The sequence below is a fragment of the Nocardiopsis flavescens genome (assembly GCF_900141985.1).
GTDB lineage: Bacteria > Actinomycetota > Actinomycetes > Streptosporangiales > Streptosporangiaceae > Nocardiopsis > Nocardiopsis flavescens.
The window spans coordinates 28,132-55,067 of the sequence record NZ_FQZK01000011.1; the positions used below are offsets into that span (position 1 = coordinate 28,132).

Here is a 26,936-nt window from a genome sequence, read left to right on the forward strand (position 1 = left end):
GCTGCGGCGGACCGCCGGGCGCTCCGCGTCCGGCGGGGTCAGCCCGCGGGCGGCGCCGTGCTCCCGCCCGGGACGATCCGCGGTTCCAGGAGGGTGACCCCGGGCCGCTCGGGGCCCTCGATCCGGTCCATGAGCAGGGACACCGCGCGGGCGCCCAGCTCCTCGGCGGGCAGCTCCACGCGGGTCAGCTCGGGCACCCCGGGCGGCGGCGGCCCCAGGGCCACCACGGAGATCTCCGGGGGGACCCGGCCGTGCCCGGCGAACGCGTCCAACAGCGGGGCGAGCGAGGCCTCGTTGTGGACGATGAGGCCGGTGAGGCCCGGCCGGTCCCGGACCAGCGCGGAGGCCAGGCCGCCGGCGCCCGCCGGGTCGCAGGGGTGGAACGTGGCCCGCAGCCCGCGGCGGCGGGCGGCCGACTCGAACCCGGCCAGGGTCCGCTCGGCGAACCCGGTGCGGCGGCCGTACACCGAGGCGGGCTGGCCGACGAAGGCGATGTCGCGGTGCCCCAGGTCGGCCAGGTGGTCCACACAGGCGGAGCCCGCCGCCGCGAAGTCGAGGTCGACGCAGGTCAGGCCCCCGGTGTCGGCCGGGACCCCGATGAGCACCGAGGGCAGGCCCAGGGAGCGGAGCACCGGCACGCGGGCGTCGTCGGTCTCCACGTCCATGACGACGACCCCGTCCACCAGCGCGCTGCCCGCCACCCGCCGCAGGCCCGCGGGCCCCTCCCCCTGGGTGAGCAGGAGGACGTCGTGGTCGTGGTCGCGTGCGGCGGTGACCACCGAGACCGCGAAGCGCATCGCCACGGGGACGTGGACGTCCTCGCGCAGGGGGACGACCAGCGCCAGCACGTTGCTGCGGCGGCTGGCCAGCGAGCGGGCGCCCGCGTGCGGGCGGTAGCCGAGGGCGTCGATGCTGTCGAGCACCCGGCGGCGGGTGGTCTCGGAGATCGAGCGCTTCCCGCTGAGGACGTAGGAGACCGTGCTGGGCGACACACCGGCGTGCCGGGCCACATCGGAGATCCGCACGGTGCCGTCCCGTCCGTCGTCGAAGCGATTCGATGAGATGTTACGCACGACACCACCCTGGCGCAATGCCTGCTCCGGGCACCAGAGTGGAGACCCGCCCCGGTGCGAAACCAGGGCGGCGGACCGGGCGTCTACCCGGTGGGAACACCTGCGAGGGCCGTCCCCGCGACCGCTCGCTCCCCCGCTCCGCTTCTGGAAGGAAAACCGTGGGTGCCGCTCCACTCTTCCTCGTCTTCCCCGTGCTCTCCGTGCTCCTGGCCCTGGCCGCCCTGGTCACCGGGTTCGCCGCCCCCTACGGGCGGCGGGCGCTGACCGTCACGGGCGGCGCCCTGCTGCTGGCGGGCTCCGGGCTTGCCCTGGTGTTCGTGTTCGCGAGCGGCTCGATCTACGAGGTCGCGAGCTCCCTGAACGGCGGGCGGACCGGCTTCATCGTCCTCGACGTGTTCCAGGCGGTGGGCGACTTCCTCTGGGCGACCGGTCTGCTGCTCGTGGCCCTCGCGGCGACCCGCCGCCGCCCGCGGCCCCGCCCCGTGCAGGGGCCGCCCGCGTACCGGGGGGCTCCCGGGCACCCTGGGCACCCCGGGGCCCACGGGGCGCCGCACGGCGGCCCGCAGCGGGGCCCGTGGCAGGGCGGGCCGCCTCCGGGCGGCCCCGGCCACCCCGGCCCGCGCCCCCCGCACACCGCCGGCTGACCACCCACGAGACCCGGAGATCACACGGACATGATCGGCCTCCTCTCCACCTTCCTGTTCGCCTGCCTGCCGCCCCTCGTGGTCGGCTCCCTCGCCCTGGTCCGCTCCTTCGGCGCCCCCTCCGGCCGGGGGGCCGCCGCCGCGGGCGGCGTGCTGCTGATCCTCGCGGGGCTGGTCGCGACCGGCTGGCAGGTCTACTACAGGTTCTTCGTCCTGCCCGACCCCTTCCACGCCTTCGGCGTCCTGCCGGTGCGGCCGGGCCTCGCCGAGGCGGTCACGCTCGGCGGCGGCGCGCTGGGGGCGGGCGGACTGATCCTGCTGCTGGTCGCCGTACTGAGCGCCCGCAGGTTCCAGGACGGGCCGCAGGGCCCGCCCGCGTCCCCGGCGCCCCGGGGGCCCCTGCCCCCGCACGCCGCACCGTCCACGGGAGGACCCCGATGACCGAGATGACGGACCTCACCCCCCTGGTGTCGTCCCTGCCCGCACTGCTGTTCGTCCTCGCCCAGATCGCCCTGGGCGTCGCGGCGCTGGCCGCCGTCCCGCGCCTGGGGCCGGAGCGGCGCACGGCCGCGCTGGCCGGCGGCGGCCTCGTGGTGGCGGGCGGGCTCCTGACCGGCGGTTTCCGGCTGCTGCTCCTCTTCGCTCCCGCGATCCCCGCCCAGACGTCCCTGCTGGGCGTGCTGGGCGTCGTGCCGCCGCTGGTGTTCGCCGGGGGCCTGCTCGGCCTCGTCCTCGCCGCCACCGCGAAGCCGGCGGCCCCCGGCCCGTATCCGCCCCCCGGTACCCGCCCGGGCGCGTACCCCCACCCCGGCCGTTAGGAGACCGACATGACCACGAGTGACCCCGGCCTGCTCATCGGCGCCCTGTTCAACGCCCTGATCGTCGCGCTGCCGCCGGTGGCGGTCGCGATCGTCGCCCTCGTCCGGGCGCGGCGCTCGGCCGCGCCCGGCATGATCGGCGCCGCGGGCGTGCTGCTCCTGGGCTCCGGACTGCTCGGCGCCCTGTTCCAGGTGCTGTGGGTGCTGCTCCCGCGCTCCCTGTCCGACCCGCTGGCGGTGCTGTCGGTCATGGGCCTGGTCCAGACGGTGGTGGTCGGCGCGGTGACGACCACCGGCCTGTTGCTCCTGGTGCTGGGCCTGTGGCGTGGCCGGGCGGGCGCGGCCCGCACCGTCCCCGCGCGGGGCGGGTACGGCCACGGGGGCGGCGACGCCGGCTCCCCGGCGTACCACGGCGGCGACCACGGCGGGTACCGCGGGGACGGGTACGGCCACCACACTCCGCAGGACGGCGGGTACGGCGCCCCGGCGGGGCACCACGGCGGCGGCGGGCCCGACGGCCGGCACGCAGGGGACGGCGGGCCCGACGGCCGGCACGCAGGGGGCGGCGGCCCCGAGGCCCCGCCCGCGCAGGGCCAGCCCGGCGACCCCGGTTCGTCGCCCTCCCAGGGCGCGCCCGCGTCCTCCGCGTCCCCCGGCTCCCCCGCCGCGTCCGGTGCCTCCGGTGGCGGGTTCTGGAGCGGCCTGTTCGGCGGAGGGGACTCCGGAGGCGGTTGGAGCGGCTGGGGCGGCGGTGACTCCGGAGGCGGCTGGGGTGGAGGCGACTCCGGCGGCGGGGGCGGCGACGGCGGTGGGGGCGGCGGCGACTGAACCCGCCCACGAGCGCACCACACGGCGCGGCCGGGAGGCCGCGCCGTACGCGTGTACGGGAACCGTGGCCCGGGGCCGCCCCGGCAGGCGCCGTCCGCCGGGCCGGCCCGGCGGACACGACCGGCACCGGCGAGCATCCGGTCCCGCCGGGCGCCGTCACACCTGCGCGAACACCGGGTGCTCACACGCGGACCCGGCCGACACCGCAGAACATCCGCCCCACCGCACGCCGGCGCACGGGCACCGGGTTCGGGCACGCGGACACGGCCGGGCGTCGAGGGGCGTCCGGCCGTGCGGGTGTTCGCGGTGCGGCTGTCGGGGCTGCGGTCAGCCCGCCTGGCGCTTCTCCAGCGCCTCCATGGCGGCGACGGCGGTGGCCACCGTCTGGTGGACGGGAACCTGTCGGTGCAGGCCGACCAGGCGGACGACCTTGGTGACGCGTTCGTTGAGGGCCGCCAGCGCCAGCGCCCCGTCCCGCTCACGGACGGTGCGGTAGGCGTTGATGATGACGTTGAGGCCGCTCGAATCCATGAAGTCGAGCCCCGACATGTCCAGGATCAGCCACGGTCCGTGGTCGTCGATCGCGGACCGTACGTGCTCCTGGAGGTCGTTGGTGGTCGCGATGTCGAGCTCGCCCTCGACCGCGACGATGACGCTGCGGCTTTCCACCCTTGTGCTCAGTCCGAGCCTGTGCACGTTCACTCCTCCCGACCCCACGTTGAGTTGGCGAGGGGTCCCTTCGCTTGACCATACTCAGCCGCACGGCCCGCGCCCACCGGGTCCGCCCCCACTCCCACGGGGCCGGCCCACCGAGGAGGGAGGCGCTCGCGCGTCCGCGTGTCCGGTAAGTCGTTGGACACACACGGTATAAGCCCGGCGGGCGTTCGGGAATGGCATCTTGCAAGAAATTTTCGCCTCAGGGGCACGAACTCCTCACACCCTGCCCGAATTCACCCGTTGACTCTGGGTCATTTCACGATATGGGACCCACTCTCCGCGGGGCCGGGGCGATCCGAATCGCCGTCGGCGACCGTCCCGCCGCCCTCCGCGGCCCCCGGTGGCTCCGCGTTCCGGCCGCCGTCACCCTGGGTGAACAGGGCGAGGAGCTCCCCGGCGGCGAGGGTGGCCGTGGTGTCCCCCGACCGCACCTCCCGCTCCAGCTCCGGGACGCGGGCGCCCACACCCGGGTGCCGCAGGAACGCGTCCATCAGCCGGTCGCGGACCTGGTCCCACATCCAGCTGACCCGCTGCCCGCTGCGGCGCTCGGCCAGCGCCCCGTCCTCCTCCAGCGCCTCGCGGTGCGCCAGGACGGTGTCCCACACCTCGTCCAGGCCCTCGCCGGTGAGCCCGCTGCACGTGAGCACCGGGGGCCGCCACCGCGGGTGGACCGGCTGGAGCAGGCGCAGCGCCCGCGACAGCTCGCGGGCCGCCTTGCGGGCGTCGGCGGCGTGCGGGCCGTCGGCCTTGTTGACCGCGACCACGTCCACCAGCTCCAGCACGCCCTTCTTGATGCCCTGGAGCTGGTCCCCGGTGCGGGCCAGCGTGAGGAACAGGAAGCAGTCGACCATCGCGGCGACCGTCACCTCGGACTGGCCCACCCCCACGGTCTCCACCAGCACCACGTCGAACCCGGCCGCCTCCATGAGCAGCATGGTCTCCCGGGTGGCCCGCGCCACCCCGCCCAGCGTCCCGGCGGTCGGCGAGGGCCGGATGAACGCGGCCGGGTCCACCGCCAGGCGGGACATCCGGGTCTTGTCGCCCAGGATGCTGCCGCCCGACCGGGTGGAGGAGGGGTCCACGGCGAGCACCGCGACCCGGTGGCCCGCCCCCGTCAGCCGGGTGCCCAGCGCGTCGATGAACGTGGACTTGCCCACCCCCGGCACACCGGTGATGCCCACCCGCCGGGCTCCGCCGGTGTGCGGGAGCAGGCGCACCAGCAGGTCCTGGGCGGCCCGGGCGTGGTCGGCGCGGCGCGACTCCACCAGGGTGATCGCCCGCGCCAGGGTGGGCCGGTGCCCGGCCAGCACCCCCTCGGCCAGCGCGGCCACGTCCACCGGTCCGCGCCGTCGCGTCCGCTCCACGCGGCCTCCTCGTCTCTCGTGGGCCCGGGGCCCGTGCCCCCGGTCCGCCGCCCCGTCACACCCTCCGTACCCCGGGGCGGCCGGCCCCTCCCGCTCCGGTCACCCCTGCTCCGGCCGCCCCTCCAGCTGGTCGAGCAGGTCGACGGCCGCCTCGGCGATGACCGTGCCCGGCGGGAAGATCGCCGCGGCGCCCGCCTCGCGCAGGGCGTCGAAGTCCTGCGGGGGGATGACCCCGCCGACCACGATCATGATGTCCGCGCGGTCCAGCCCGGCCAGCTCCTCCCGCAGCGCGGGCACCAGGGTCAGGTGCCCCGCCGCCAGCGACGACACCCCCACCACGTGGACGTCGGCCTCGACCGCCTGGACGGCGACCTCCTTCGGGGTCTGGAACAGCGGGCCCACGTCGACGTCGAAGCCCAGGTCCGCGAACGCCGTCGCGATGACCTTCTGGCCCCGGTCGTGGCCGTCCTGGCCCATCTTCGCCACCAGGATGCGGGGCCGGCGCCCCTCCTCCTCGGCGAACTCCTCCACCCTGCGGGTCACGCGCTCCATGAGCCCCGCCGCGTCGGCGCTGCCCGCCGCCTCGTTCCGGTACACACCCTGGATGGTACGGATCTGCCCGGAGTGGCGGCCGAACACCTTCTCCATCGCGTCGGAGATCTCGCCCACGGTCGCCTTGGCGCGGGCCGCGTCCACGGCCGCCGCCAGCAGGTTGCCGGTGAGGGCGGCGTCGGACCTGGACTCGCCGCCCGCCGCCGCGGTGAGCGCGTCCAGCGCGGCGCGCACCGCGCCCTCGTCGCGCTCGGCGCGCAGGCGGCGCAGCTTCTCCAGCTGGCTGGCGCGCACCTTGGAGTTCTCGACCTTGAGGACGTCGATGTCCTGCTCGCTGTCGGGCCGGTACTTGTTGACGCCGATGACCGGCTGGCGCCCGGAGTCGATGCGCGCCTGGGTGCGGGCGGCGGCCTCCTCGATGCGCATCTTGGGCAGCCCGGCGTCGATGGCCGCGGCCATGCCGCCCGCCTTCTCGACCTCCGCGATGTGGTCCCAGGCCTTGGCCGCCAGCTCCCGGGTGAGCCGCTCCACGTAGTAGCTGCCGCCCCACGGGTCGACCGACCGGGTGGTGCCGGACTCCTGCTGGAGCAGGAGCTGGGTGTTGCGGGCGATGCGCGCCGAGAAGTCGGTCGGCAGCGCCAGCGCCTCGTCCAGGGCGTTGGTGTGCAGCGACTGGGTGTGCCCCTGGGTGGCGGCCATGGCCTCCACACAGGTGCGGGCCACGTTGTTGAACACGTCCTGCGCGGTCAGCGACCAGCCCGAGGTCTGGGAGTGGGTGCGCAGGCTCAGCGACTTGTCCCTGGCCGCGCCCAGGTCCCGGACCAGCCGCGCCCACAGCAGGCGGGCCGCGCGCAGCTTGGCGACCTCCATGAAGAAGTTCATGCCGATCGCCCAGAAGAACGACAGCCGCGGGGCGAACACGTCGACGTCCAGGCCGGACCGCTGTCCGGCGCGGATGTACTCCACGCCGTCGGCGAGCGTGTAGGCGAGTTCGAGGTCGGCGGTGGCCCCCGCCTCCTGCATGTGGTACCCGGAGATCGAGATGGAGTTGAACCGCGGCATCCGCTGCGAGGTGTACGCGAAGATGTCGGAGATGATCCGCATCGACGGCCGCGGCGGGTAGATGTAGGTGTTCCGGACCATGAACTCCTTGAGGATGTCGTTCTGGATGGTCCCGGACAGCTGCTCCGGCGCCACGCCCTGCTCCTCGGCGGCGACGATGTACAGCGCCAGGACCGGCAGGACGGCGCCGTTCATGGTCATCGACACGCTCATCCGGTCCAGGGGGATGCCCTCGAACAGCCGGCGCATGTCGTAGATGGAGTCGATGGCCACGCCCGCCATGCCGACGTCGCCCGCCACCCGCGGGTGGTCGGAGTCGTAGCCGCGGTGGGTGGCCAGGTCGAACGCGACCGACAGGCCCTTCTGCCCGGCCGCCAGGTTGCGGCGGTAGAAGGCGTTGGACTCCTCGGCGGTGGAGAAGCCCGCGTACTGGCGGATCGTCCACGGCTGGTTGACGTACATGGTCGGGTACGGGCCGCGCAGGTACGGCGGGATGCCGGGGAGGCCGTCGACGAAGTCGAGTCCGGCCCGGTCCGCGGGCGTGTACAGCGGCTTGACCGGGATGCCCTCGGGGGTCTCCCATTCCAGGGCGTCGGGGGCCTTGCCGGTGGCGGCCTCGACGGCGGCGGCCCACCGGGCGGCGCCGTCGGGGGCGGTGGAGGGCTCCGGCGGTTCCGGGGCCACGGTGGACAGATCGGGGATCATGCGTCCTCCCCCTCGGGGACCAGCAGGTCGGCCAGTTCGGTGAGCAGGGCGACGGCGTCGCACCCCTGGTACAGGAAGGCGTCCGCGGCGACGTCCCGGGGGGCTCCCGCCAGCAGCACGCGCCGCGCCCCCGCGTCCCGCAGGGCCGCGACGACGTCCGCAGCGTGCTCGGCGTAGACCTTCTCGGAGGAGCACACCACGGCCACCCGCAGCCCGGAGCCGGCGAACGCCTCCGCGGCTCCGGCGGGCTCCAGGGGACCGGGCGCGCGGGCGGCGATCCCGCCCGCGGCCAGCAGGTTGGCGGCGAAGGAGGCCCGGCCGGTGTGCACGGCGACCGGCCCCAGCGTGGCCAGGAACACCTCGGGGCGCTCGGGGGCGGCGTCGGCGCGGTCGCGCAGCTCCTCGAACTCCCCCGCGTACCGGCGCAGCGGGAACCAGGATTCGCGCACGGGGAGGGGCTCGCGCTCCAGCGGCGCCTCGTCGGGGTTCGGGAACTCGCTGACCCCGGTCAGGGGGGAGCGGCGGTGCGCCAGGTCGGCGCGGCGGCGCTCCCAGACGTCGTCCACGCGCTCGCGGAGCCATCCGTCCACGACCACCTCCGCGGCGCCGCCGGACGCCTCGACCTCCTGGAGGAAGGCCCATCCGGCGAGGTGGAGGTCGCGGGTGAGCGCCTCCACGTGGAAGGACCCCCCGGCCGGATCGGCCACCCGGGCCAGGTGGGACTCCTCGATCAGGAGGGCCTGGGTGTTGCGGGCCACCCGGCGGGCGAAGTCGTCGGACAGGCCGATCGCGGCGTCGTAGGGCAGGACGGTGACGGAGTCCGCCCCGCCCACCCCGGCGGCGAAGCAGGCCACGGTGGTGCGCAGCATGTTCACGTGCGGGTCGCGCCGGGTCATCATGGCCTCGGAGGTGACCGCGTGCACCCGCATGGTGCGCCGGTCGGCGGGGACGCCGCCGACCTCCAGCACCCGGTTCCACATGGTGCGGACGGCGCGGAGCTTGGCGATGCCCGCGAACTGGTCGGCGCCCACCGCCAGCCGGAACACGATGCGCCCGGCGGCGTCGGCGAGGTCCATCCCGGCGGCGGCCAGGGCGCGCAGCAGCGCGGTCCCGGCGGCGACGGCCCAGCCCAGTTCCTGGCCGTCGGAGCCGCCGGCGTTGTGCACCAGGGTGGCGTCCGCGGTCACCAGGCCCAGGCCGGGACGGCCGCGCGCGCGGTCGGCGGCGAACCGGGCGGCGTCCAGGACGTCGGGGCGGGCCCCGGCGCGGGCGGCCGTGGTGAGGGGGTCGATTCCCAGGTGGGAGATGATCCGGGCGTCGGGGACCTCGGCGTCGGCGTGGACGCCCAGCAGGGCGTCGGCGGCCTCGGCGTGGGCGGCTCCCGGGTCCAGGACGACGGGGGCGAGGTCGAGGTGGACGTCCGCCAGCGCCGCTCCCAGGCGGTCCGCGGGCAGGTGCCCGTCACCGACGGCGACCCACAGGGAGGAGACGCCGTTCATGAGGTCGGCCAGGGCCCGGCGGCGCAGGGCCTCGGGGTCGGACTCCAGGTAGCGGGCGCGGATGTCCCAGCCGTCGGCGGGCACGGGCCGGTAGCCGCGAGTGAAGGGGGCCTGCCCGGGGTGGCCGGGGTCGGCGGCGGGCGGCTCGGAGGTGGCCAGGGGCGCGATGTCGAAGCCGTCGTAGGTGCGGGTGGCCAGCACCGACTCGGGGCGGTCCGCCAGCCGCTCCTCGGGCACACCGCTCTTGCGCAGCACCCCGGCGACCAGCTCGCGCCACCGCTCCGGGGTGGCGGCCGGGAACCCCTCGGCGAGGTCGGGGGCGCCGGATCCGGCGGGGCCGCTCTCTTGGACGTCCATACTCCGGATGGTAGAGAACCGGATTCGGTCGCGGGGCGGCGGGGTGTGTCCCAGAGCACGTGCGGACGCAGAAGTGACCGATGTTCGAGCAGTTCATGACCGGAGTTCGACGGGGGCTCGATCCGGTCCCGCGGAACGCGTCCGACCGGCCACGGCGCCCGCTCCGGCGTGTTCTCCACCCGTAGGCGCGAACCGAGGGGGCGCAGACGGCGTTATACCGCGTGGAAGCGGTCCCCGTCCCGGTGCCCGCGGGAGCGGTGGGGTGCACGGTGATGGTCCAGGACAGAACACGGCCGCGGGCGGCGTCCGCCGGCGGGCCGCCGGCCGACCGCGCGGCCGGGGGCCGCTGATGCCCTTCACCCCGGCCCACGTCGCGGCCGTACTGCCGCTGGCCCGCACCCGGCTGCCGCTCGCCGCGCTGGTCGTCGGCTCGATGGCCCCCGACCTCCCGTACTACCTGCCGCTGCCCGTGGGCGCCTCCGTCACGCACTTCCCCCTGGGGCTCCCGGTGGTGGTGCTCCTGGGCGCGGTGGTGTGGGCCTGCTGGACCTACGCCCTGCGCGCGCCCCTGGCCGCCCTGGCCGGTCGCGAGGCGGGGCCGCCGCCCGCGCCGGGCCCGCGGGGCGTCGCGTGGGGCGCGGCGGCGCTCGCGGTGGGGGCGCTCACCCACATGGTGTGGGACGCGTTCACCCATCCCGGCGGGGCGGGGGTGCAGCTCCTGCCGGTGCTCCAGGAGCCCGTGGTGGAGCCGCACAAGGTCTACAACGTGCTGATGTACGCCAGCTCGGCACTGGGGCTGGCGGCGGTCGCGTGGTGGACCGCCCGCCGGGTGGAGGGGCCGCTGCGGCCCCGCTGGATTCCGCTGGCGGCGATCGCCGCCTGCGCTCTGGCGGGCGCGGCGGTGAGCAGGCTGGCGGCGGGCGACGCCCTCGACGGCGGGTACGACCTGGTGCGCGTCGTCCTGCTGGGGGCCGTGCCCGGCGCGGGGGCGGGGGTGGCCGCCTGGAGCCTGTACTGGTGGGTCCGGGAGCGCGGGGGGACCCCGTAGGCGCCCCCGGCGCCGGGGCGGCTCCCGGGTACGGGGGTGGGCCCCGAGCGTGGGGGTGGGCCCCGAGTGCGGGCCCTCGGGTTCAGGGCGGCCCCCGGGCGCGGGAGGGCCGCCCCGAACACCGCCGAGGGCACCGCCCGGCCGACCGCGGCGGATGACCGGCTGACAGAATGACCGGATGGACTTCGGGACGCCGCCGCGCGCGCTGGCCGCCGACCCGTACGCGCGCCGCGGCGGGTCCCCCCGCCTGTGGGTCACCGCGCCCGACCGGGGGCACGGCCACGACCGGCTCGGCGTCCCGGAGCCGGAGGGCGGGCGCACCGGACTCGACGAGGACGCGCCGGCCCCGACCCCCGGCGGCCTGCGGCCCGTCGTCCTCACGTCGCCGTGACGCGGGCGGAGGAGGGGCGGGTGGAGGAGGAGCGGGTGGAGGGCCCGGTCATCGACCTGTGCGTGGTGCTGTTCCGCGGGGACGGGCGGGTGCTGCTGGGCGAGCGGCAGAACACGGGCTTCCAGGACGGCCGGTACGCCATCCCGGGGGGAGGGCTGGAGCCGGGCGAGTCGGTCGCGCAGGGGGCGGCCCGCGAACTGTTCGAGGAGGTCGGCGTGACCGTCGACCCGGACACCCTGCACTGCGCGCACGTGACCCACCACCGCAGCGCGCGGGGGGCGACGCGCATCGGGTTCTTCTTCACCGCGCCGCGCTGGGAGGGCACCCCGGTCAACCGGGAACCCCACCTGTGCTCACGGCTGACCTGGGAGGACCCCGACGACCTGCCGGAGAACACGATCCCCTTCGCCGCCGACGTCATCGCCCGCATCCGCCGCGGAGAGCCCTTCTCCGCCCACGGCTGGGACTGAACCCGCCGGGACCGGCCGCCGCGCACCCGCACGCCCCGTGCGGAGCGCCCGTTCCCCGGCGGGTACGGGGCGGTGGACCCCCGCCGCCGCAGGGGCCCGGCGGCTCTGCCGCGGCCCCGGGCCGGTCCCCGGCGGCACGGGGGACCAGGCCGGCGGGTGCCGGCCACCGCTCCCCGCCGGCCTCAGCCGCAGTTGGTGCCGTTGCGGACGATCCAGTCGTCCCCGACCTTCCCGCCCCAGTCCACGCACTGGCCCGCCGCAGAGAGGTAGACCGGACCCGCGTACTCGGTGAAGTCGCCCGGGTCGGTCTGCCAGGAGGTGCCGCCGCTCTGCTTGAGCGCGGCGTCCATGGAGACCCGCGCGCCGGGGTTGGAGCGGACCACCACCACGCAGTTCTTCCCGTTGGAGTTGTTGTAGGTCAGGAACACGGTCCCGCCGGGGATCGCCGCCTCGTTGACCTTGCCGTACCCGCCGCCGCACTGGCCGCCGTAGGCGGCGGCGCCGACCGGGGCGGGGTTGGCGATCGTGACGACCAGGGCCAGCCCCAGCGCCGCCGCGATCCGGCCGGTGATCTGCTTCATCGTTCCTCGCTCGCTCGTCCGGGTCACCACGGCGGGGTCCCGGTGCCGCTGGTGCGGTGCTGCTCGACCAGGCGGGTGATGGTGACGGTGCCGTCGGAGCCGGTCGTGTAGGTGACCTCGGCGCGGACCGTCCGGCCGCCCTGGCCGGCGTAGCCGGTGAGCGCGGACGGGCTGGAGGACACCGACCCCGCGCCCCCGTCGCCGACCCCGCCGCCCTGGCTCTGGCAGAAGCTCCAGGCGCACACCACCGTGGCGCCGTCCAGCCGCGCGTACACGGCCGCCCCGCCGTCGGGCTTGAAAGCGATGACGTGCTCGCCGGAGGGCCGCTCCCCGGAGGCGCCCACGCCCGCACCGAGCAGCCCGGTGGCCGTGGCGGTGGTGCCGCCGTCGTCGCCGTCCCCGCCGCCCTCCTCCTCGTCGTCCTCCCCGGCCTCCTCGGAGGGGTCGTCGGACGGGTCCTCGGAGGGGGACTCGCTCGGCTGCGGCTCCTCTCCCACCGGTCCCGGGCGGCGCTCGTCGCCCGCGCCCGCCTCCTGGGCCGGGGCGTCGCCGCCATCCTCGTCTCCGGAGAACCAGGCGGCGACGGGCAGCGCGTCCCAGTTGCGCACGACCGCCGCCCCGCCGAAGGCGATCCCCGCGAGCAGCACCAGCGCTCCCGCGCCCGCGCCGACCAGGGTGAGCACCCGCCGGGCCCGCCCCTCCCCCCGGGGCGGCGCGACGGCGAACACGCGCTCCGGGGCGGCCTGCACGTCCCGCCAGCTCTCGTCCACCACCGCGGCCATGGCCCCGCCGGCCATCTCGGGCGAGCTCATGGGGGCGTAGGCGCGGCCGGGCCTGCCGAGGGCGATCACGCCGTCCACCAGCTGCATGGCGTCGGGCCGCTGCGCGGCCTCCTTGGCCAGGGCGCGGCGGGCCAGGTCGGCCAGGGGCCCGGTGAACCCCTCCATGTCGGGTTCGCCGCTGATGACCCGGTGGGCCACCGCCGCCGGGTCCCCGGTGCCGAAGGGCGGCCGTCCGGTGGCGGCGTACGTGACGAGCGCGCCCCAGGCGAAGATGTCGTCGGCGGTGCTGGTGGGCCTGCCCTGGTAGTGGTCCGGGCTGATCCACCCCGGTGAGCCCATCACCGACCCGGTGCGGGTGAGCGCCGTCTGGTCGACGGCGCGGGCCACCCCGAAGTCCAGCACGCGCGGCCCCTCGGGGGACAGCACGATGTTGGCGGGCTTGAGGTCGCGGTGGGCGATGCCGACGGCGTGGATCTGCACCAGCGCCTCGGCCACGCCCGCGGCCAGGCCCGTGAGCAGCCGGTCCGGCAGGGGGCCGTGCTTGCGCATGTAGGCGCTGAGCGTCAGGCCCCGTACCAGGGGCGTGACCAGCCACGGGCGCTCGGCCTCGGTGTCGGCCGCCAGCAGCGGCACCGCGCAGGCGCCGCCGACCCGGCGCAGCAGGTCGACCTCGCGGGCGAACCGGGCGCGGAACTCGGCGTCCGCGGAGTACTCGGGGTGGATGAGCTTGACCGCGACCGGCTCGCCCGAGGCGTCGTGGGCCGCGTACACGACCCCCATGCCGCCGGCGCCCAGCCTCTTGAGTAGCCGGTAGGGGCCGATCCGGGCGGGGTCGGTGGAGGTCAGGTCGGTCGCGGTTGCGGGCAGGGTGACTGCGTTCGGATGGGTGCTCACGGCCGTCGACTCACAGGTCTCGTCTCTGGGGAGGGCTGCCCTCCCGAGGGGCAGGGGAGGAGGGGGTGCGCAAAGGGGATATTCGGATCCTAACGGTCACCGGCCGCCCCGTGTGGGGCACGGGGCGGCCGGTCCCGGTCACGGCAGCGGCACGCGCACCTGCCGCACCTGGCCGTCGCCCAGGTGGAGGTGGGCGATACCGGGCACGATGCGCGGTCCCGCCACGCCCTTGGGCAGGCGCAGCCCGAGCACCTCGGCGTCGGACTGCGCCTGCGGGGACAGCAGCGCGCCGACGCGGTTGCGCTTGAGGTGGACGTGCCACCCGTTGAACCCGCCCTGGAGGGCGTCGTTGGTCCCGGCGGCGACGATGCCCCAGCCGGGGCCGACCATGCCGCGCGCGATGCGGGTGAACTCCTTGCCGAGGTCGCTCTGGAGCAGCAGCTCGGCGTCGTCGATGAGCACCGCGGCGGTCTCCCCCTCGAACCTTCCGAGCGCCTCGTGCAGCTGCGAGAGCCGGGGCTCCGCGGAGTCGAGGACGGCCCGCACCCCGGGGTGGCCGCGCAGGTCGGTGAGCCGGGAGCCGCGCGGGGTGACCAGCAGCAGCTCGGTCCCGGACTCCAGCAGCGAGCGCGCCATCATGGCGATCATGCTGGAGCGCCCCGAGCGCGGCGGCCCGGCGATGAGGAACGTGGGGACGCTCGCCAGGTCGGCGGTGACCGCGGACAGCTCGTTGCCGCCCACGCCCACCAGGACCTCCAGCGGCCCGGCCGCGGTGCGCCGGTAGCGGGCCGTGTCGTCGTAGGTCAGCCGGTCGGGCAGCACGTCCACACGGAACGGGCGCGGCCCCTGAGCCGGGGTCCGTTCGGTGCGCCGGGTCACGAAGTCGGCGATCCGGCCCAGCTCCTCGGCCTGCGCCCCGCCCTGCGGGTTGCGGTTGAGCAGGGCGATCTGCACCTCCAGGGCGTCCCCCGCCCGGAAGGCCCGGCCGTCGGGGACCTCCTCGGGCAGGGAGCGGGCGTTGAGCCCGGCGGTGCTGTAGTCGCCCGGGTCGTTGCAGCGCAGGACCAGCAGCTCCTCGGTGGTGGAGGAGTACTTGGTGCGGGTGAGGATCCGGTCGCCGGCGGCGACCACGTGGATCCCGACCCCGGCGCCGTCCCGCATGAGGGTGGCCACACCCTCCACGAGGGCGCCGTAGTTGTACTCGCCGAAGGTCTGCTCGAACACGTCGATGCGGTCGATGAACAGCACCAGGTGGGCGGGGCGGTCGGCGGGCGCCGTCCCGGGCCGGGCGCGCAGCTCCTCCAGGTCGGCGCAGCCGTGGGCGGCCAGCAGCTTCTGGCGGCGGTCCAGCTCCTCCTCCAGCTGCGCGACCAGGCGCACCACCCGCTCCGCCTGGCCGCGCTGGGCGACGGCCCCGCAGTGCGGGAACCGCTCCAGCGGCAGCAGGGCGCCGTTGCCGCAGTCGAGCCCGTACATGTGCAGGTCGCCGGGGTGGTGCCCCAGGGCCAGGGAGGCGGCGAGGGTGCGCAGCGCCTGGGACCGGCCGCTGCGCCCGGAGCCCATGACGTGCAGGTGCCCGGTGCGGGCGGGGTCGAAGGTGTAGGGGTGCTGGCGCTGCCGGGCGGGCACGTCCACCAGGCCGAGGGGGACGGCCCGCACCGTGCCGGGGTCGGCGGCGGGTGGGCCGCCGCCGAGCAGCTCGCCCAGGGTCAGCCGGACGGGCAGGGCGGGCAGCCAGGGGCTGGGCTGGCGTTCGGCGCCGGTCCGCTGCGCGGCCTCACCGACCGCGGCGACCAGCACGGTGAGGTCCGTGACCTCGACGTCGCCGGTCCGCTCCTCCCCGCCGCGCCGGGCGACCGGGGCGGGCTGGGCGAGGTCGGACCACTTGACGGGGTGGACCTCGGGGTCGGCGGCCTCGGTGGAGGCCACGACCCGGCGCCCGCCGACCCGGCCCGACTGGAACGGCAGCAGGGACGCGTGGCCGAGCCGCACGTGGGCGCGCCCGGGGGTGTCGATGCCGATGTGCGCGGAGTCGGGGGCGTCGATGACGTCGCGGCTCTCGCTCTCGTCGGTCATCCGCAGGGCGATGCGCAGGTTGGTGTTGGCGCGGATGTCGTTGGTGACCACGCCGCCGGGTCGCTGGGTGGCCAGCACCAGGTGGATGCCCAGGGAGCGGCCGCGCTGGGCGATGTTCACCAGGCCCTTGACGAAGTCGGGCAGTTCGCGGGCCATGGACGCGAACTCGTCGATGACCAGCATCAGGCGCGGCATCTGCGGCATGCGCGGGTCGCGGTCCAGGAGTTCGAGGTAGTCCTCGATGTCCTTGGCGCCGGCCCTGGCGAGGATGTGCTCGCGGCGGTGCAGCTCGGCGCCCAGGGAGACCAGCGCGCGGCCGACCAGGTGGGTGTCCAGGTCGGTGACCATGCCGACGGTGTGCGGCAGGTCCACGCAGTCCTTGAAGGCGCTGCCGCCCTTGTAGTCGACGAGCACGAACGACATCGACTCGGGCCGGTTGACGGCGGCCAGCGAGGCCACCAGCGTCTGGAGCAGCTCGGACTTGCCGGAGCCGGTGGTGCCGGCGATGAGGGCGTGCGGGCCGTCGCGGCGGATGTCCACCGAGAACGCCCCGTCCAGGCCCACGCCGAGGGTGGCCGCGGTGCTGCGCCCGCCGCCCGCCCAGTGGGCGGCGATGGCCTCTCCGCTGGGGGGCTCCAGCCCGATGACGTCGAGGAGGCGGGCCGAGCGCGGCAGGGTGCCGCCGGCCTCGCCGACGCTGCTGTCGCGCAGGGGGGCCAGGGCGCGTCCCAGGCGCTCGGCCCAGGCCGCGGAGGGCACGTCGGGGCGCACGTCCTCGACGTTGTCGAACGAGGTGCGGCGCAGCCGCATCCCGTGCGGGGTGATGGTGACGACCGCCTGGCACTCCTCGGGCAGCAGGCGCTCCTCGGCGTCCAGGCAGAGGGTGTAGATGCCGGCCTCGGGGCCCTCGCGCAGCAGCTGGACCACGCCGGGCAGGGAGCGGATGCGGCGGGCGCCGTCGAGCACGATGACGACGGCGGGCTGGTCGGCGAGGTCGCGCCTGGCCTGCTTGCGGGCTTCCAGGAGCGCGAGCAGCTCGGAGATGCGGCGGGCGCAGGTGGTGGCGTCGATGCCGACCCGGTTGAGGGAGAGGTGGGGGTGGTCGCCGCGCAGGTGCGGCAGGTGGCGGGTCCACTTCCAGCGGTCGTGGTCGCCCTCCATGGACAGCAGGTGGATCTGGAGTTCGGCGGGGCTGTGCAGCGCGGCGAGCTGGGCGACCAGCCAGCGTTCGAGGGCCCGGCCGCCCTCGCCGCGGCCAGCGACGCCGACGACGCCGTTGTCCTTGACGGAGACCCCGACGGGGACGTCGGTCATGTCCCACGTGATGTCGCGGCGGTGGTCGTCCCTGGTGGGGTCGCTGAGGACCACCTTGGAGGGGAGGCTGCCGGTGCCGACCCGCAGCAGGGAGAAGTCCTCGTCGGTCTGGCGGCGCTCCCACAGCCGGGAGCGCGGGCCGGTGGCGAGCAGGAGCACGGCGGCCGGGTCGGGGCAGGTGTCGCGCAGGCGGCGCTGCTCGACCAGGAGGGCGTCGCGGGCGTCCCTGGTGATCCGCTCCTTCTTCTCCTCGTACTCGGTGAGCTGCCTGTCGTAGCGGGCCTTGGTGGTGCGCCGCTGGAGCATCTGGGTGAACAGCACCGAGACCGGGGCGAGCAGGCCGATGAGCAGGTACTGGGGGCGGCCCATGACCAGGGCGCTGCCGACCGCCATGGTGATGGGCAGCAGGATCATCATGATGAGCTGCACGATCGGCCGGTCCGGCGGCTCGGGCGGGGAGGGCAGCTTGAACGAGGTCTTGGTGGGCGCCGGGTGCAGGCGGGGCGGGCGGTTGTAGTCCAGGCCGGTGCCGTCCTCGGCGGGGGCCACGGCGGCGTCGGCGCGGTGGTTGGGCCAGGCCTCGAAGAGCGTGCCGCCCAGCGTGAGCTGCTCGCCCTGGGGCCAGGCGCCGTCCTCGGCGACGGGTTCGCCCTCCAGCGCGCAGCCGTCGCCGCCGCTGGCGCCCAGGAAGGAGACGGAGCCGTCGGGGACGACCCGGATGCGCGCCCAGTGCCCGTCGGCGTTCACCGGGAGGACCGCGGCCTCGTCGTCGCCGACGACGTAGTCGCCGGGGTCCAGGCGGACGATGCGGCCCGCGTCGGGTCCGGAGACGACCCGGACCTCCACCACGCCCGGGGGCTCGCCGGCGGCGGGGGCCGGTCCGCCGACGCCGACGACGGAGCCGTCGAGCAGCCCGGCGTCGGCCAGGGAGGCGTCCGGGTCGACGGGGCGGTCGCCCAGGTAGAGGGCGACGTCCCGGCCGGGGGTGCGGGGGAGGGTGCGCACCATCGGGTCGACGGTCTCGGCCAGCCGGCGCACGGTGGAGCCGGGGTCGGCGTCGACCAGCACGTCCAGGCGCAGGGGCGAGGAGGCGACGGGGCCGGTGCCGTCCGCCGCGGGGACGGTCGACGGGGTCACGGTGAGGAGGAGGCGCACGGTGGGGCTGCTTCCGCTTCTTCGGTGAGCGATGGGGAAAGGTACCGGGGCGGCCGGCGAGGGCCGCCCCGGGGCGGGCTCAGCCCTTCAGGCCCTCGCCGAGCTTCTCGTCGGTGTCGCCGAAGGTGGTGCCGACCTGCTTGATGTAGTTGGCGACGCCTTCCAGGCCCTTGTTCACACCCTCGAAGCCGGTGTTGAACTCCTCGAAGAAGGGGCGGAAGTGCTTCTCGGCGGCGGGGGTGCTGTAACCGTCGGAGATGAGGCCGTCGACCTTCTGCTTGATGGCCTCCAGGCGCTCGGTGAACGCCTCGAACTCCTTGATGAGGGAGCCGGAGGTCTCCTCGGTCTTGTCGCTGTCGACGTTGTAGACGGGCATGGGGTCTCCTACCTTCTTCTCTGCTGGTCGTCGGGGTCGTCCTCCATGATCCAGAAGCGGGCGGTGCCGCTGATGGCGTCGAAGAGGTCCATGACCTCTTCGAGCTGGAGGACGTTGGGGCTGGAGCAGCTGACCATGATGCGCCGGTCCAGCCCGGGGAGCGTGTAGGACGTGTGCATGACCGCGGAGCGGACCAGCGCGTCGTCCATCTCGTAGTCGGTGACGCCGTAGATGCGGCCGCACACCGGCGACCCGGACTCGGGCAGGTCCACCGTGGTCTTCTTCAGCCACGCGCCCTCGCGGGCGGTGGAGGCCTCGGGGTAGACGTACTCGATGACCCTGATGGGGTCGATGGTCTGGTCGCCGTGCCCGGCGGGGAACGAGAAGACGCAGACGGTGGCCATGAAGAACCCGTCCTCGTACTCCTCGAAGGTCCCGGCGGCGGCGATCAGCCCGCCGCTCGTCGCGTCCTTGGTGACCCGGGCGATGTCGGCGAGCAGGTCGTTGAGGGCGTTGAGCTCCTCGGGCCGGTTGCCGTACAGCGCCACGGCCTGCTCGCGCATGCGGGCGACGGTGTCGCCGGTCAGGTCGTACTGCGTCCAGCCCTCGGGGACGGCGACGTCGAACCCGATGTCGACCTCGGCCCCGTCCTCCTCGAAGACGTACGGCACGGCTGCTCCTCGGTGGTGGTCGGCGGGGCCCGCCGTCAGGCGAGCTGGTTGCGGTGGTGGGGAGGCGGCGGCTCCTGCTCGCCCCTGAGGCTCAGGCCCAGCTCCTCGTCCATCTCGTAGAACGTGGTGATGACCGGGTTCAGGGCGTTGAGCAGGGCGCCCAGGTCCTCGGCCTGGCGCTCGTAGTTCTTCTTGCAGTCCTTGCCGAAGTCCTTGGCGGAGTCGACCAGCCGCCCGGGGCCGATGTCCTCGGCCCGGTCCTCGGGGCTCTCGACGTCCTCACCGCCGAAGTCGTCGCAGATGCGCCGCAGCGCGCGCTGCATGTCCTCCAGCGCGTCGGTGTCGATCTTGACCACTTTCGCCATGGTGTCCTTACCTCCCTCGTGACCGCCGGGCGGTCAGCCCGTCTTCTCCAGTTCGGCGAGTTCGCCCAGCAGGCGGTCCCGCTCGTCGACGGCGGCGGCGACGACCGCGGCCACGCGCTCGCGCTCGGGCGCCGTCGGGTTCGGGTGGTCGCGGATGAACTCGTCGACCATGCCCTGGTCGAACATCATGTCCAGCGCCTCCAGCCGGGCCCGGACGTCCTCCCTCCGGCGTTCGAGGGTCTCGGCCGCCCGCTGCTCCTCCTTCTCCTGCTCTTCGAGTTCGCCCATCACGCCGTCGCGGAGGTTGTTGCGCGCGGCCTGGTGGGCGGACTCCATGACGAGCCCGGCGCCGAACGCCCCCGGCAGCTCGCCGTCGTGGGCGAGGCGGCCCTCCACCCCGGCCTTGGGGACCGCGGTCACGAGCTGGGCGCCGACCTGCACCCAGTACTTGGGGTCGTCGGTGTCGGTCATGAAGGCGGTCAGCCACTCCGCCTCGATGCCGAGTTCGCCGAGCAGCTCCCGCGCCGCCTCCCGGGAGGAGTCCACGGCGAAGCCGAAGGACAGGTTGAGCACGTTCTTGGTGAGCTGCCAGGCGATCTCCCGCCCGGCCGCGCGGAGGGGCTCCGGCCTGGGGGCGGGCACCTCGGTCCGGTGGTCCGGGTGGGTCGCGGCGGTCATGCCGCCGTCGGAGTCGGCGGTGACCCGCCAGCCGGGCGGCACCCGTCCGGCGTCGCCCGCGGTCTCGCCCATGCGCAGCGGCACGGTCCCCGGCGAGTCCGGGGACGGACCCCGCAGGCCGATGCCGTCGGGCCCGGCGTCGATGGTGCGGTCCCCGCTGCGGATGGTGCGGGGCCCGCCCTCGGTGGGCACGGCGGCGGTGACCTCGTCGGCGCGGGTGCGGACCGTGGTGCCGTCGGAGGTGGTGACCCGCCCCTCGCCGTCCCCCTGCGCCGCCAGGGGGCGGTCGGGGGCGTCCGTGCGGGTGGTCTCGGCGCTGCCCAGGCCGGACGATTCACCGCGGCGGACGTCGGTGCGCACGGTGCCGTCGCTCACGTGGGAGCCGTCCCGGTCGCTCCCCGCCCGCACGTCCCCCGGTCCGCGGGCGCTCAGCCCGTCGGGGCCGGTGCCGACGCGGTGCGTGTCGGTGCCCAGGGCGGTGGTGCCGTCCGGCCTCCGGGTGGCCTGGAGGCGGTCCCCGCCGCCGTTGGAGGGCGCCGCCAGGTCGACCGCGCCGTCGCGGGAGGTCGTCACGGTCCACCCCTGGGGGGTGTCCATCCGCAGGGCGGGGGAGGCGTCCGGACCGCGGCCGACCTCCACCCGGGTACCGCCGGTGAGGAGGTAGGGCTCCCCGTGGGCGTTGGTCCGCAGCGGCGGGTGGGCCCCGGCGGGGACGGGGTCGCCGTTCATGTCGTAGGAGCGGCGGGTGCCGTCCGCGTCCCAGACCTGGATCCGGTCCTCGCCGCCGCGCTGGAGGACGGCGACGCCGGTGCCGTCCTCGGTGCGGACCTGGCCCGGCCAGGCGTCGCTGCCGCGGATGCCCCCGTCCCCGTCGATCCGGACGTGGCCGTCGGCGTCCATGACGGCGCTCGGCGAGAGGGTGGGGTTGCCGGTGCGGATCTCGGCGCCGCCGCCGCTGGGCAGCACGGCCGTGGAGCCCGCGCCCCGGCCGTCGGCGGAGCCGTCGGCGCGCAGGGCGATGTCGACCCTCTGCGCCTCGTCCACGACGTGCACGAAGCCGGGTCCGGCGTCGACGCGCACGTCGCCGCTGCTGATCGTCGCGGTGTCCGTGCCCCGGTCGTATCCCTGGGTGGAGCCGCCGTCGGTGGAGACCCGGTAGCCGCTCTCCCCGATGTCGGTGCTGGTGCCGCCCGCGGGGTCCACGACCCGGGTGTCCGGGGCGGTGCCCGTGCCGTCGGGCTCCGGGCGGGAGACGGTGGGACCGCCGTCGCCGAAGTCGAGGTCGACGGTGCCGCTCTGGGTGATCTGCACGGGTTCGCCGTCACCGGTGGAGCCCTGGACGGTCAGGCCGTCGGAGGCGGAGATGGTGGTCGTCCCGTCCGAGCGGGAGACGGTGACGTCGCCGTCCCCGGTGGGGATGGTGAGGTCGTCGCCGGTGGAGGGCCCGTCAGGGCCGCCGCCCAGCGGGCCCAGGCCGTGGTTCTCCCGGTAGGCGCCGACGCCCGAGCCGAGGGCGTTGGTGGCGAAGGCGCCGAGGGCCTCGTTGGCGAGCGACCCGGGCGAGAGGTAGCTCTGCCAGTTCTCGGGGTCGGCGGCCATCTGGGTGACCAGGGACGCGGCCATGCCGGAGGTGGTGTCCCGGGCCACGGAGTGGGCGACGTTGACCGAGGTGCGGCTGCTGCGCAGGGCCTGGTAGCCGCTGCGCATGCCGCCCACCCGGCTGCCGACCCGCTGGGCCCCGGTGGCCAGGCGCACCCCGGCGGCGGAGCTGCGGATGCCGCGGACCATGAGGCCGCCGGCGGGCCGGGCCACCCGGCCCAGGGCGGAGGCGCCGCGCAGCAGGGCGCCGCCGGGGACCAGGGCCAGGGCCTCGATGCCCAGGGTGGCGACGGTCTCCAGGTTGAAGCCGAGCTTGCCCTCGCGGTAGAGGTTGGCGGTGGCCAGGGACAGCGCCGCGATGGCCAGGGCGATGCCCAGGCCGGGGATGAAGATGGCGGCCAGCCCGGCGACGATCATGACCACCGCGTAGATGAGGGGGTTTTCCTCGATCCACGTGACGATCTTGTCGAGCCATCCCCAGAGCTTGCGCGGGCTGCCCTGCTTGGCGTCCTCCAGCGCCCTCTTGGTGTCGTCGGCGATCCGGTCCATCTCGGTGAGGACGGCGTCGAGGTCGCCGATGTGGGACCGGCGCAGGGGGTCGTCGCCCTTGGACCACTCGTCCGTGTCCTCCAGGCCGTGGTAGGCCGTGGAGGCGACCCGGGCGACGGCGGCGCTGTTCGTGCGGGCGGTCTCCAGCGCCTCGGCCCAGGTCTCCAGGGCCCTGTACCCGGCCTCGTAGGCGTCGTGCGCCTTGTCGAGGTACTTGGGCAGCTCCTCCACGAGTTCCTGGAGCGCCTCGACGGTGCTGCCCTCGCCGAGGGAGCCGCGGTCGAGCCTGCGGACCTCGCGGCCCGCGGTCTCGGCGGCGTCGGCGAGCCTCTCGTAGAAGTCCCTGAGCGACCGGGCCTCGGACGGGTCCCACGGGATGGGGTCCTTGTCCCGGTCGAGGAGGTCCCACCGGAGGTACTCGCGCGGTTGCTGGGCCACGTTCCGCTGTACTCGCTTTCCTGGTTCCCGGGGAGGTCACGGGCGCGTGTGAGAGCCGCCGGGAGGGGGTGGGTCGGGGCCCGGGGTCACGAGGGTCTCCGCAAATCCGTCATCATAGACTGCCACGCCCACAAGTGAACAGACGCTCCCGGGACGTGACCGGTTCGGGCGAACCAGGACGTCCTATGCGTCGTCTCCCCCACACGTACCTCCACGGACAGCCACAGGAGTAGAGCGAGTGACCCCCACACGTCTTGCGACGGCGCGCGCGGCGGCGGCCACGGCGGCGCTGGCCGCGGCGGTCGCCCTGGCCCCGGCCGGGCCGGTGGCCGCGGACACCGCCGACCCCTACGCGATCTGCCCCGAGGTGTACTACTACGTGGTGCCCGAGGGCTCCCCGGGGCTGGACTCGATCGCGGGCCTGATCCTGGACGACGCCGAGCGCGCCGCGGAGATCTACGAGCTGAACGCCGGGCGGACCCAGGCCGACGGCAACGCGCTGGGCGAGGACCGGGCGGTGCTGGCGCAGTGGCGCCTGGTGGTCCCGTTCGACGCCGGGGGCGAGAACGTCTACCGGGGCAGCGACCCGCTGTGCGTGGTGGCGGTGGAGAACGCCCTGGCGGTGGGCGAGGAGCCGCCCTCGCCGCCTCCGCCGCCGCCCGCCTACACGCCCCCGCCCGAGGACGGGGCGTCCCCCACGGCGCAGGGCGAGGTGGTGGACCTCGATCCGGACGGCGCCAGGCCCTCGATCGACCCGCGGCTGCTGGCGGGCGGGGCCGTCGGCCTGGTGCTGCTGACGCTCCTCACCCTGTTCTGGGAGCCGGTGCTGCGCGGGATCACCTGGCCGTTCCGGGCCGCCGCCCGGGCCCGGGCGGCGCGGGCCCCCAAGCGCAGGCCGACCCGGCCGGGGGTGGCCGCCAGGAGGAGGCGGGCCGCGACCGAGGCGGTGGCCGCCGACCCCGACGCCCGGCGCCGCGCCGCCGCCGCGCACGCCGAGCTGCTGGCCTCCCCCGCGGACGTCCCGGCCCGGCCGGTGGCGCTGCTGACCTCGGACGCGGGGGTGAGCGCCGTGGTCCCGGCCGGGGCGACCCCGCCGATGTCGTCGTGGCGGGTGGTGGACACCACCACGTGGCGGTACGGGAGCGGGCGCTCGACGGCCCCGGTCCACTTCACGACGGCCGCGATGACGGCGGTGCGCGAGCCGGTGCGCGGCGTCCTGGTCTGCCTGGGCCTGGAGGAGGGCGGCGACGCGCTGGTCCACCTGGACCTGACGCGGACGCGCGGCCTGCTGGCGGTGGGCGGCGACGCGGGCGTGGCGGCGGACACGGTGCGGGTGGTCGGCGACGGCCTGCACGCCGCCGGGGTGCGGGTGCGGGTGCTGCGCCCGGACCGCCCGCTGCACTCGCTGGTCGCGGACACGATCCCGGTGGTGTCCGCGCCGGACCCGATCCAGGGGACGGTGCCCGAGCCGGGCGCGTTCGAGGCGGTCGTGGTGCCCCGGCCGCTGAGCGCCGCCGACGAGCACGTGCTGCTGGACCTGCCGCCGAACCTGCTGGTGGTGGCGATGGGCGAGTCCCGGGCTGCGCGGCGCCAGTGGTGGGCGCGCGACGACGGCACGGTGGACACCGGCGCGCTGGGCCTGGAGGTCGTGGTGCGCCACCCCGAGCGCCGGGAGCCCTGACCCCGGGCGCGGGTCAGCTCGCGCCGTCCCCGGGGGACGCCGGGGGGCCCTCCGACGGGTCGCCGCCCTCCTCGGCCCCGTCCTCCCCCGGGAGCGGCCCGTAGACGAAGCGCTGCCGCCCCTGGACGAGCATGGCGTGCCCGCCCTGGGTGATCGCCTCGACGTGGGCGGACAGGTCGTCGGCGACCACGTCCATGTCGCGGGCGTCCAGCACCACCTGGGAGTCGGAGTCCCCGCCCCGGTCGGTGCCGTAGATGAAGCCGTCGTGGGTGAAGGCCGGGGAGAACGCCCCGTCCTCGTCCTCCAGCCCCCACAGCACCTCCCCGGCGGCCAGGTCGACGGCGACGGCGGTCGCCGCCCCGCTGGCCTGGGGCAGCAGGAAGGTGCCCGTGGCGGCGTCGTAGAGGCCGCCCGCGGGCCCGGCCGGGTCGTAGTCGCCGCCGACCGGGTTGGGGCCGGGCTCCTCCAGGGTCCACAGGACGCCCCCGTCGGCGGGGTCGTGGGCGGAGAGCACGGAGGGGGACTCGGCGCTGCTCCAGCGCACCAGGAGGACCTCTTCCCCCTCGTCGCCGGGCTCCTGCGCCTCCCCGTCCTCCTCCTCGTCCGGGTCCCCGTCCGCCCGCGTCTCCTGCTCCTCGGGGGAGGGCAGCGGGAACAGGCCGAGCACGTGCGGGGCGGGCAGCGGGGCGAGGCCGGTCATGCCCAGGTCCTCGTCGGCGCCGCCGTCCAGGGTCCACAGCTCCGCGCCCGGCTCCCCGGGGTCCAGGGAGCGGGCGTGCAGGGCGCCGTCGCCGGAGGCCAGCAGGACCGCCCCGTCCCAGGCGGTGACGGGGACGCCGAGCGCCGCCGGCTCCTCCCCGCCGGGCTCCCCCGCGTCGGGGTCGTCGGCGTCCGAGGGCTCTCCGGACGGCTCCTGCGGCGGCGCGGCGAACTCGTACCCCCACAGCTCCCCGCCGTCGGCGTCCAGGACCGCGTACTCCCCGTACGGCTCCTCCTCGGACCAGTCCCCCGGCCGGCGCACCCCCACCCCGTTCAGGTAGAGGTCGCCGTCCCGGGCGGGCTCCCACAGGGCGTCCCCCGCCGCGTCCAGGACGAAGGGGGCCCCGTCCGGGTCGGACATCAGCAGCACCGGAGCGCCGTCCAGGTCGATGCCGAAGCCGCGGAAGCGCGCCTCGCCCTCCCACAGGTCGGCGCCGGTGGCGGCGTCCTGGAGCAGGTGGCGGTCCTCTCCCCCGGAGCTGACGAGGAAGGCGTCGCCGACGGGGCTGATCCGCACGCCCGAGGGGTCGGCGAAGATGGTGTGGGCGTCGGCGCCGTCACCGTGCAGGACCCGCAGCACCTCGCCCTCGATGCCGGGCGGGGCCTGGCCCTCGAACTCGGTGGGGACCGGCGCGGGCTCGGCCTCGGGTTCGACGGGGTCGGGTGCGGGGTCTCCGCTGCACGCGGCGACCAGCAGCACGGCGAGGCCGCAGGTGAGGGCCTGGGGCACCCGTGAGCTGCGCATGAACCGTTTCTCCCCACGAACGATGACGTTTACGGCAAATCCTAAGCCGGTCATCGGCGTGCCGATACACACGGCCACCGGTCGTTACGACGACGTGAACCGCGGGGCGCCTCAGGGCTCCACGTCGACGACGGTGGTGCCGCGCCGCTCCAGTCCCGCCCTCCCGCCGGTGAGCTCGGCGAGGAGCAGCTCGAACCCGGCGAGGTCCTCCTCGGGCAGGGCCACCTCGACGCGGACCCGGTCCCCGTACCCGACGTCGCGGACCTGGAAGCGGGAGTCGCGCAGGTCGCTCTCCAGGCGCCCGCCGATCACGTAGTCGGCGAACACGTCCACCACGAGCAGGCGGCGGCGCTCCAGCACCCCGAGGGCGTCGACCGCGGCGGACACGGCCCCGCCGTAGGCGCGGATGAGGCCGCCCGCGCCGAGCTTGGTCCCCCCGTAGTAGCGGGTGACGACGGCGACGGTGTCGGTCATCTCCCGGTGGCGCAGCACTTCGAGCATGGGCACCCCGGCGGTCCCGGCGGGCTCCCCGTCGTCGCTGGAGCGCTGGATCCCGCCGTCCTCGCCCAGGATGTAGGCGGTGCAGTTGTGGGTGGCGCTCCAGTGCTCCTTGCGCCGCCGGGCGATGAACTCCCGGGCCGCCTCCTCGTCGGGCACCCGGGCCAGGGCGCAGAGGAAGCGGGAGCGCCTGATCTCCAGCTCGTGCTCGCCGTCGCGTCTGATCGTTCGCATGTCGCCTGTTCGG

General features: G+C 75.7%; 22 protein-coding genes. 8 read left to right on the forward strand and 14 right to left on the reverse strand.

From position 1 onward, the window contains the following. Positions 1–38: 38 nt before the first annotated feature. Positions 39–1,025 (reverse strand): LacI family DNA-binding transcriptional regulator, encoded by a 987-nt coding sequence (locus BUE45_RS18080; protein ID WP_073380533.1) that lies wholly within the window; start codon positions 1,023–1,025, stop codon positions 39–41. Between the two features lie 206 nt (positions 1,026–1,231). On the opposite strand from BUE45_RS18080, the gene BUE45_RS31890 reads away from it, so the two are divergent. Genes BUE45_RS31890 through BUE45_RS32565 form a run of 4 tightly spaced genes read left to right on the forward strand, consistent with a single transcriptional unit; the run spans position 1,232 to position 3,363 of the window. Next, on the forward strand, positions 1,232–1,717 hold the full coding sequence (locus BUE45_RS31890; protein WP_073380534.1) for a hypothetical protein: 486 nt from the start codon (positions 1,232–1,234) through the stop codon (positions 1,715–1,717). A gap of 30 nt (positions 1,718–1,747) precedes the next feature. Then, on the forward strand, positions 1,748–2,158 hold the full coding sequence (locus tag BUE45_RS18090) for a hypothetical protein (protein WP_073380535.1): 411 nt from the start codon (positions 1,748–1,750) through the stop codon (positions 2,156–2,158). After that, positions 2,155–2,535 carry a hypothetical protein gene (locus BUE45_RS18095; RefSeq protein WP_073380536.1) on the forward strand — a complete coding sequence of 127 codons (381 nt, stop codon included), beginning with the start codon at positions 2,155–2,157 and terminating at the stop codon, positions 2,533–2,535. The genes BUE45_RS18090 and BUE45_RS18095 overlap by 4 nt, the downstream gene beginning before the upstream one ends. Positions 2,536–2,544: 9 nt before the next feature. Continuing rightward, positions 2,545–3,363, forward strand: a complete 819-nt coding sequence (locus BUE45_RS32565; protein ID WP_073380537.1) for a hypothetical protein — start codon at positions 2,545–2,547, stop codon at positions 3,361–3,363. A 327-nt stretch (positions 3,364–3,690) separates the two neighbouring features. Here the strand turns inward: BUE45_RS32565 and BUE45_RS18105 are convergent, their stop codons facing one another. The 4 genes from BUE45_RS18105 to BUE45_RS18120 form a co-directional block, all read right to left on the reverse strand. Next, positions 3,691–4,059, reverse strand: coding sequence for an STAS domain-containing protein (locus BUE45_RS18105; RefSeq protein WP_073380538.1), 369 nt, complete (start codon positions 4,057–4,059; stop codon positions 3,691–3,693). A 272-nt stretch (positions 4,060–4,331) separates the two neighbouring features. Next, entirely contained in the window at positions 4,332–5,444 is a 1,113-nt protein-coding gene (gene meaB, locus BUE45_RS18110) for a methylmalonyl Co-A mutase-associated GTPase MeaB (protein WP_084737463.1), read from the reverse strand. Between the two features lie 99 nt (positions 5,445–5,543). Further along, a complete protein-coding gene (scpA, locus tag BUE45_RS18115; protein ID WP_073380539.1) occupies positions 5,544–7,763 on the reverse strand; it encodes a methylmalonyl-CoA mutase in 2,220 nt (739 codons plus the stop codon). Continuing rightward, complete coding sequence (locus BUE45_RS18120; RefSeq protein ID WP_073380540.1) at positions 7,760–9,619, reverse strand: methylmalonyl-CoA mutase family protein; 1,860 nt, start codon at positions 9,617–9,619, stop codon at positions 7,760–7,762. The genes scpA and BUE45_RS18120 overlap by 4 nt, the downstream gene beginning before the upstream one ends. A 349-nt stretch (positions 9,620–9,968) precedes the next feature. Here BUE45_RS18120 and BUE45_RS18125 point away from each other — a divergent pair, with 349 nt between their 5' ends. The 3 genes from BUE45_RS18125 (at position 9,969) to BUE45_RS18135 (ending at position 11,528) form a co-directional block, all read left to right on the forward strand. Further along, positions 9,969–10,667 carry a DUF4184 family protein gene (locus tag BUE45_RS18125; protein ID WP_073380541.1) on the forward strand — a complete coding sequence of 233 codons (699 nt, stop codon included), beginning with the start codon at positions 9,969–9,971 and terminating at the stop codon, positions 10,665–10,667. A gap of 178 nt (positions 10,668–10,845) precedes the next feature. Continuing rightward, positions 10,846–11,058: a hypothetical protein gene (locus BUE45_RS18130; protein WP_073380542.1), complete on the forward strand. Its 213-nt coding sequence runs from the start codon at positions 10,846–10,848 to the stop codon at positions 11,056–11,058. After that, positions 11,055–11,528 carry an NUDIX hydrolase gene (locus BUE45_RS18135; protein WP_218619566.1) on the forward strand — a complete coding sequence of 158 codons (474 nt, stop codon included), beginning with the start codon at positions 11,055–11,057 and terminating at the stop codon, positions 11,526–11,528. Before BUE45_RS18130 ends, BUE45_RS18135 begins: the two co-directional genes overlap by 4 nt. Positions 11,529–11,710: 182 nt before the next feature. Here the strand turns inward: BUE45_RS18135 and BUE45_RS18140 are convergent, their stop codons facing one another. The 7 genes from BUE45_RS18140 to BUE45_RS18170 form a co-directional block, all read right to left on the reverse strand. Continuing rightward, positions 11,711–12,109: a spore-associated protein A gene (locus BUE45_RS18140; protein WP_073380543.1), complete on the reverse strand. Its 399-nt coding sequence runs from the start codon at positions 12,107–12,109 to the stop codon at positions 11,711–11,713. A gap of 23 nt (positions 12,110–12,132) precedes the next feature. Then, positions 12,133–13,785 carry a serine/threonine-protein kinase gene (locus BUE45_RS18145; protein ID WP_073380544.1) on the reverse strand — a complete coding sequence of 551 codons (1,653 nt, stop codon included), beginning with the start codon at positions 13,783–13,785 and terminating at the stop codon, positions 12,133–12,135. A 138-nt stretch (positions 13,786–13,923) separates the two neighbouring features. Continuing rightward, complete coding sequence (locus BUE45_RS18150; RefSeq protein WP_378655091.1) at positions 13,924–18,312, reverse strand: FtsK/SpoIIIE domain-containing protein; 4,389 nt, start codon at positions 18,310–18,312, stop codon at positions 13,924–13,926. A 97-nt stretch (positions 18,313–18,409) separates the two neighbouring features. Further along, positions 18,410–18,706, reverse strand: coding sequence for a WXG100 family type VII secretion target (locus BUE45_RS18155; RefSeq protein WP_073380546.1), 297 nt, complete (start codon positions 18,704–18,706; stop codon positions 18,410–18,412). Positions 18,707–18,714: 8 nt separating this feature from the next. After that, positions 18,715–19,377, reverse strand: a complete 663-nt coding sequence (locus BUE45_RS18160) for a hypothetical protein (RefSeq protein ID WP_073380547.1) — start codon at positions 19,375–19,377, stop codon at positions 18,715–18,717. 35 nt (positions 19,378–19,412) lie between these two features. After that, complete coding sequence (locus BUE45_RS18165; RefSeq protein ID WP_073380548.1) at positions 19,413–19,742, reverse strand: hypothetical protein; 330 nt, start codon at positions 19,740–19,742, stop codon at positions 19,413–19,415. A gap of 33 nt (positions 19,743–19,775) precedes the next feature. Further along, the gene (locus tag BUE45_RS18170) at positions 19,776–23,006 is read right to left on the reverse strand and encodes a hypothetical protein (RefSeq protein WP_073380549.1); all 3,231 of its coding nucleotides are present in this window, start codon (positions 23,004–23,006) and stop codon (positions 19,776–19,778) included. Positions 23,007–23,244: 238 nt separating this feature from the next. On the opposite strand from BUE45_RS18170, the gene BUE45_RS18175 reads away from it, so the two are divergent. Beyond that, positions 23,245–24,687, forward strand: coding sequence for a hypothetical protein (locus tag BUE45_RS18175; protein ID WP_073380550.1), 1,443 nt, complete (start codon positions 23,245–23,247; stop codon positions 24,685–24,687). Between the two features lie 13 nt (positions 24,688–24,700). On the opposite strand, the gene BUE45_RS18180 is transcribed toward BUE45_RS18175, so the two are convergent. Further along, complete coding sequence (locus BUE45_RS18180; RefSeq protein ID WP_073380551.1) at positions 24,701–26,191, reverse strand: hypothetical protein; 1,491 nt, start codon at positions 26,189–26,191, stop codon at positions 24,701–24,703. 111 nt (positions 26,192–26,302) lie between these two features. Beyond that, on the reverse strand, positions 26,303–26,923 hold the full coding sequence (locus BUE45_RS18185; protein ID WP_073380552.1) for a YigZ family protein: 621 nt from the start codon (positions 26,921–26,923) through the stop codon (positions 26,303–26,305). Positions 26,924–26,936 lie beyond the last annotated feature (13 nt).

Excerpts from the sequence above, each read along its gene's own strand:
- BUE45_RS18090 (WP_073380535.1), top strand. The coding sequence starts at position 1,748 with ATGATCGGCCTCCTCTCCACCTTCCTGTTCGCCTGCCTGCCGCCCCTC.
- BUE45_RS18095 (WP_073380536.1), top strand. The coding sequence starts at position 2,155 with ATGACCGAGATGACGGACCTCACCCCCCTGGTGTCGTCCCTGCCCGCA.
- BUE45_RS32565 (WP_073380537.1), top strand. The coding sequence starts at position 2,545 with ATGACCACGAGTGACCCCGGCCTGCTCATCGGCGCCCTGTTCAACGCC.
- scpA (WP_073380539.1), bottom strand. The coding sequence starts at position 7,763 with ATGATCCCCGATCTGTCCACCGTGGCCCCGGAACCGCCGGAGCCCTCC.
- BUE45_RS18120 (WP_073380540.1), bottom strand. The coding sequence starts at position 9,619 with ATGGACGTCCAAGAGAGCGGCCCCGCCGGATCCGGCGCCCCCGACCTC.
- BUE45_RS18125 (WP_073380541.1), top strand. The coding sequence starts at position 9,969 with ATGCCCTTCACCCCGGCCCACGTCGCGGCCGTACTGCCGCTGGCCCGC.
- BUE45_RS18130 (WP_073380542.1), top strand. The coding sequence starts at position 10,846 with ATGGACTTCGGGACGCCGCCGCGCGCGCTGGCCGCCGACCCGTACGCG.
- BUE45_RS18140 (WP_073380543.1), bottom strand. The coding sequence starts at position 12,109 with ATGAAGCAGATCACCGGCCGGATCGCGGCGGCGCTGGGGCTGGCCCTG.
- BUE45_RS18155 (WP_073380546.1), bottom strand. The coding sequence starts at position 18,706 with ATGCCCGTCTACAACGTCGACAGCGACAAGACCGAGGAGACCTCCGGC.
- BUE45_RS18165 (WP_073380548.1), bottom strand. The coding sequence starts at position 19,742 with ATGGCGAAAGTGGTCAAGATCGACACCGACGCGCTGGAGGACATGCAG.
- BUE45_RS18180 (WP_073380551.1), bottom strand. The coding sequence starts at position 26,191 with ATGCGCAGCTCACGGGTGCCCCAGGCCCTCACCTGCGGCCTCGCCGTG.
- BUE45_RS18185 (WP_073380552.1), bottom strand. The coding sequence starts at position 26,923 with ATGCGAACGATCAGACGCGACGGCGAGCACGAGCTGGAGATCAGGCGC.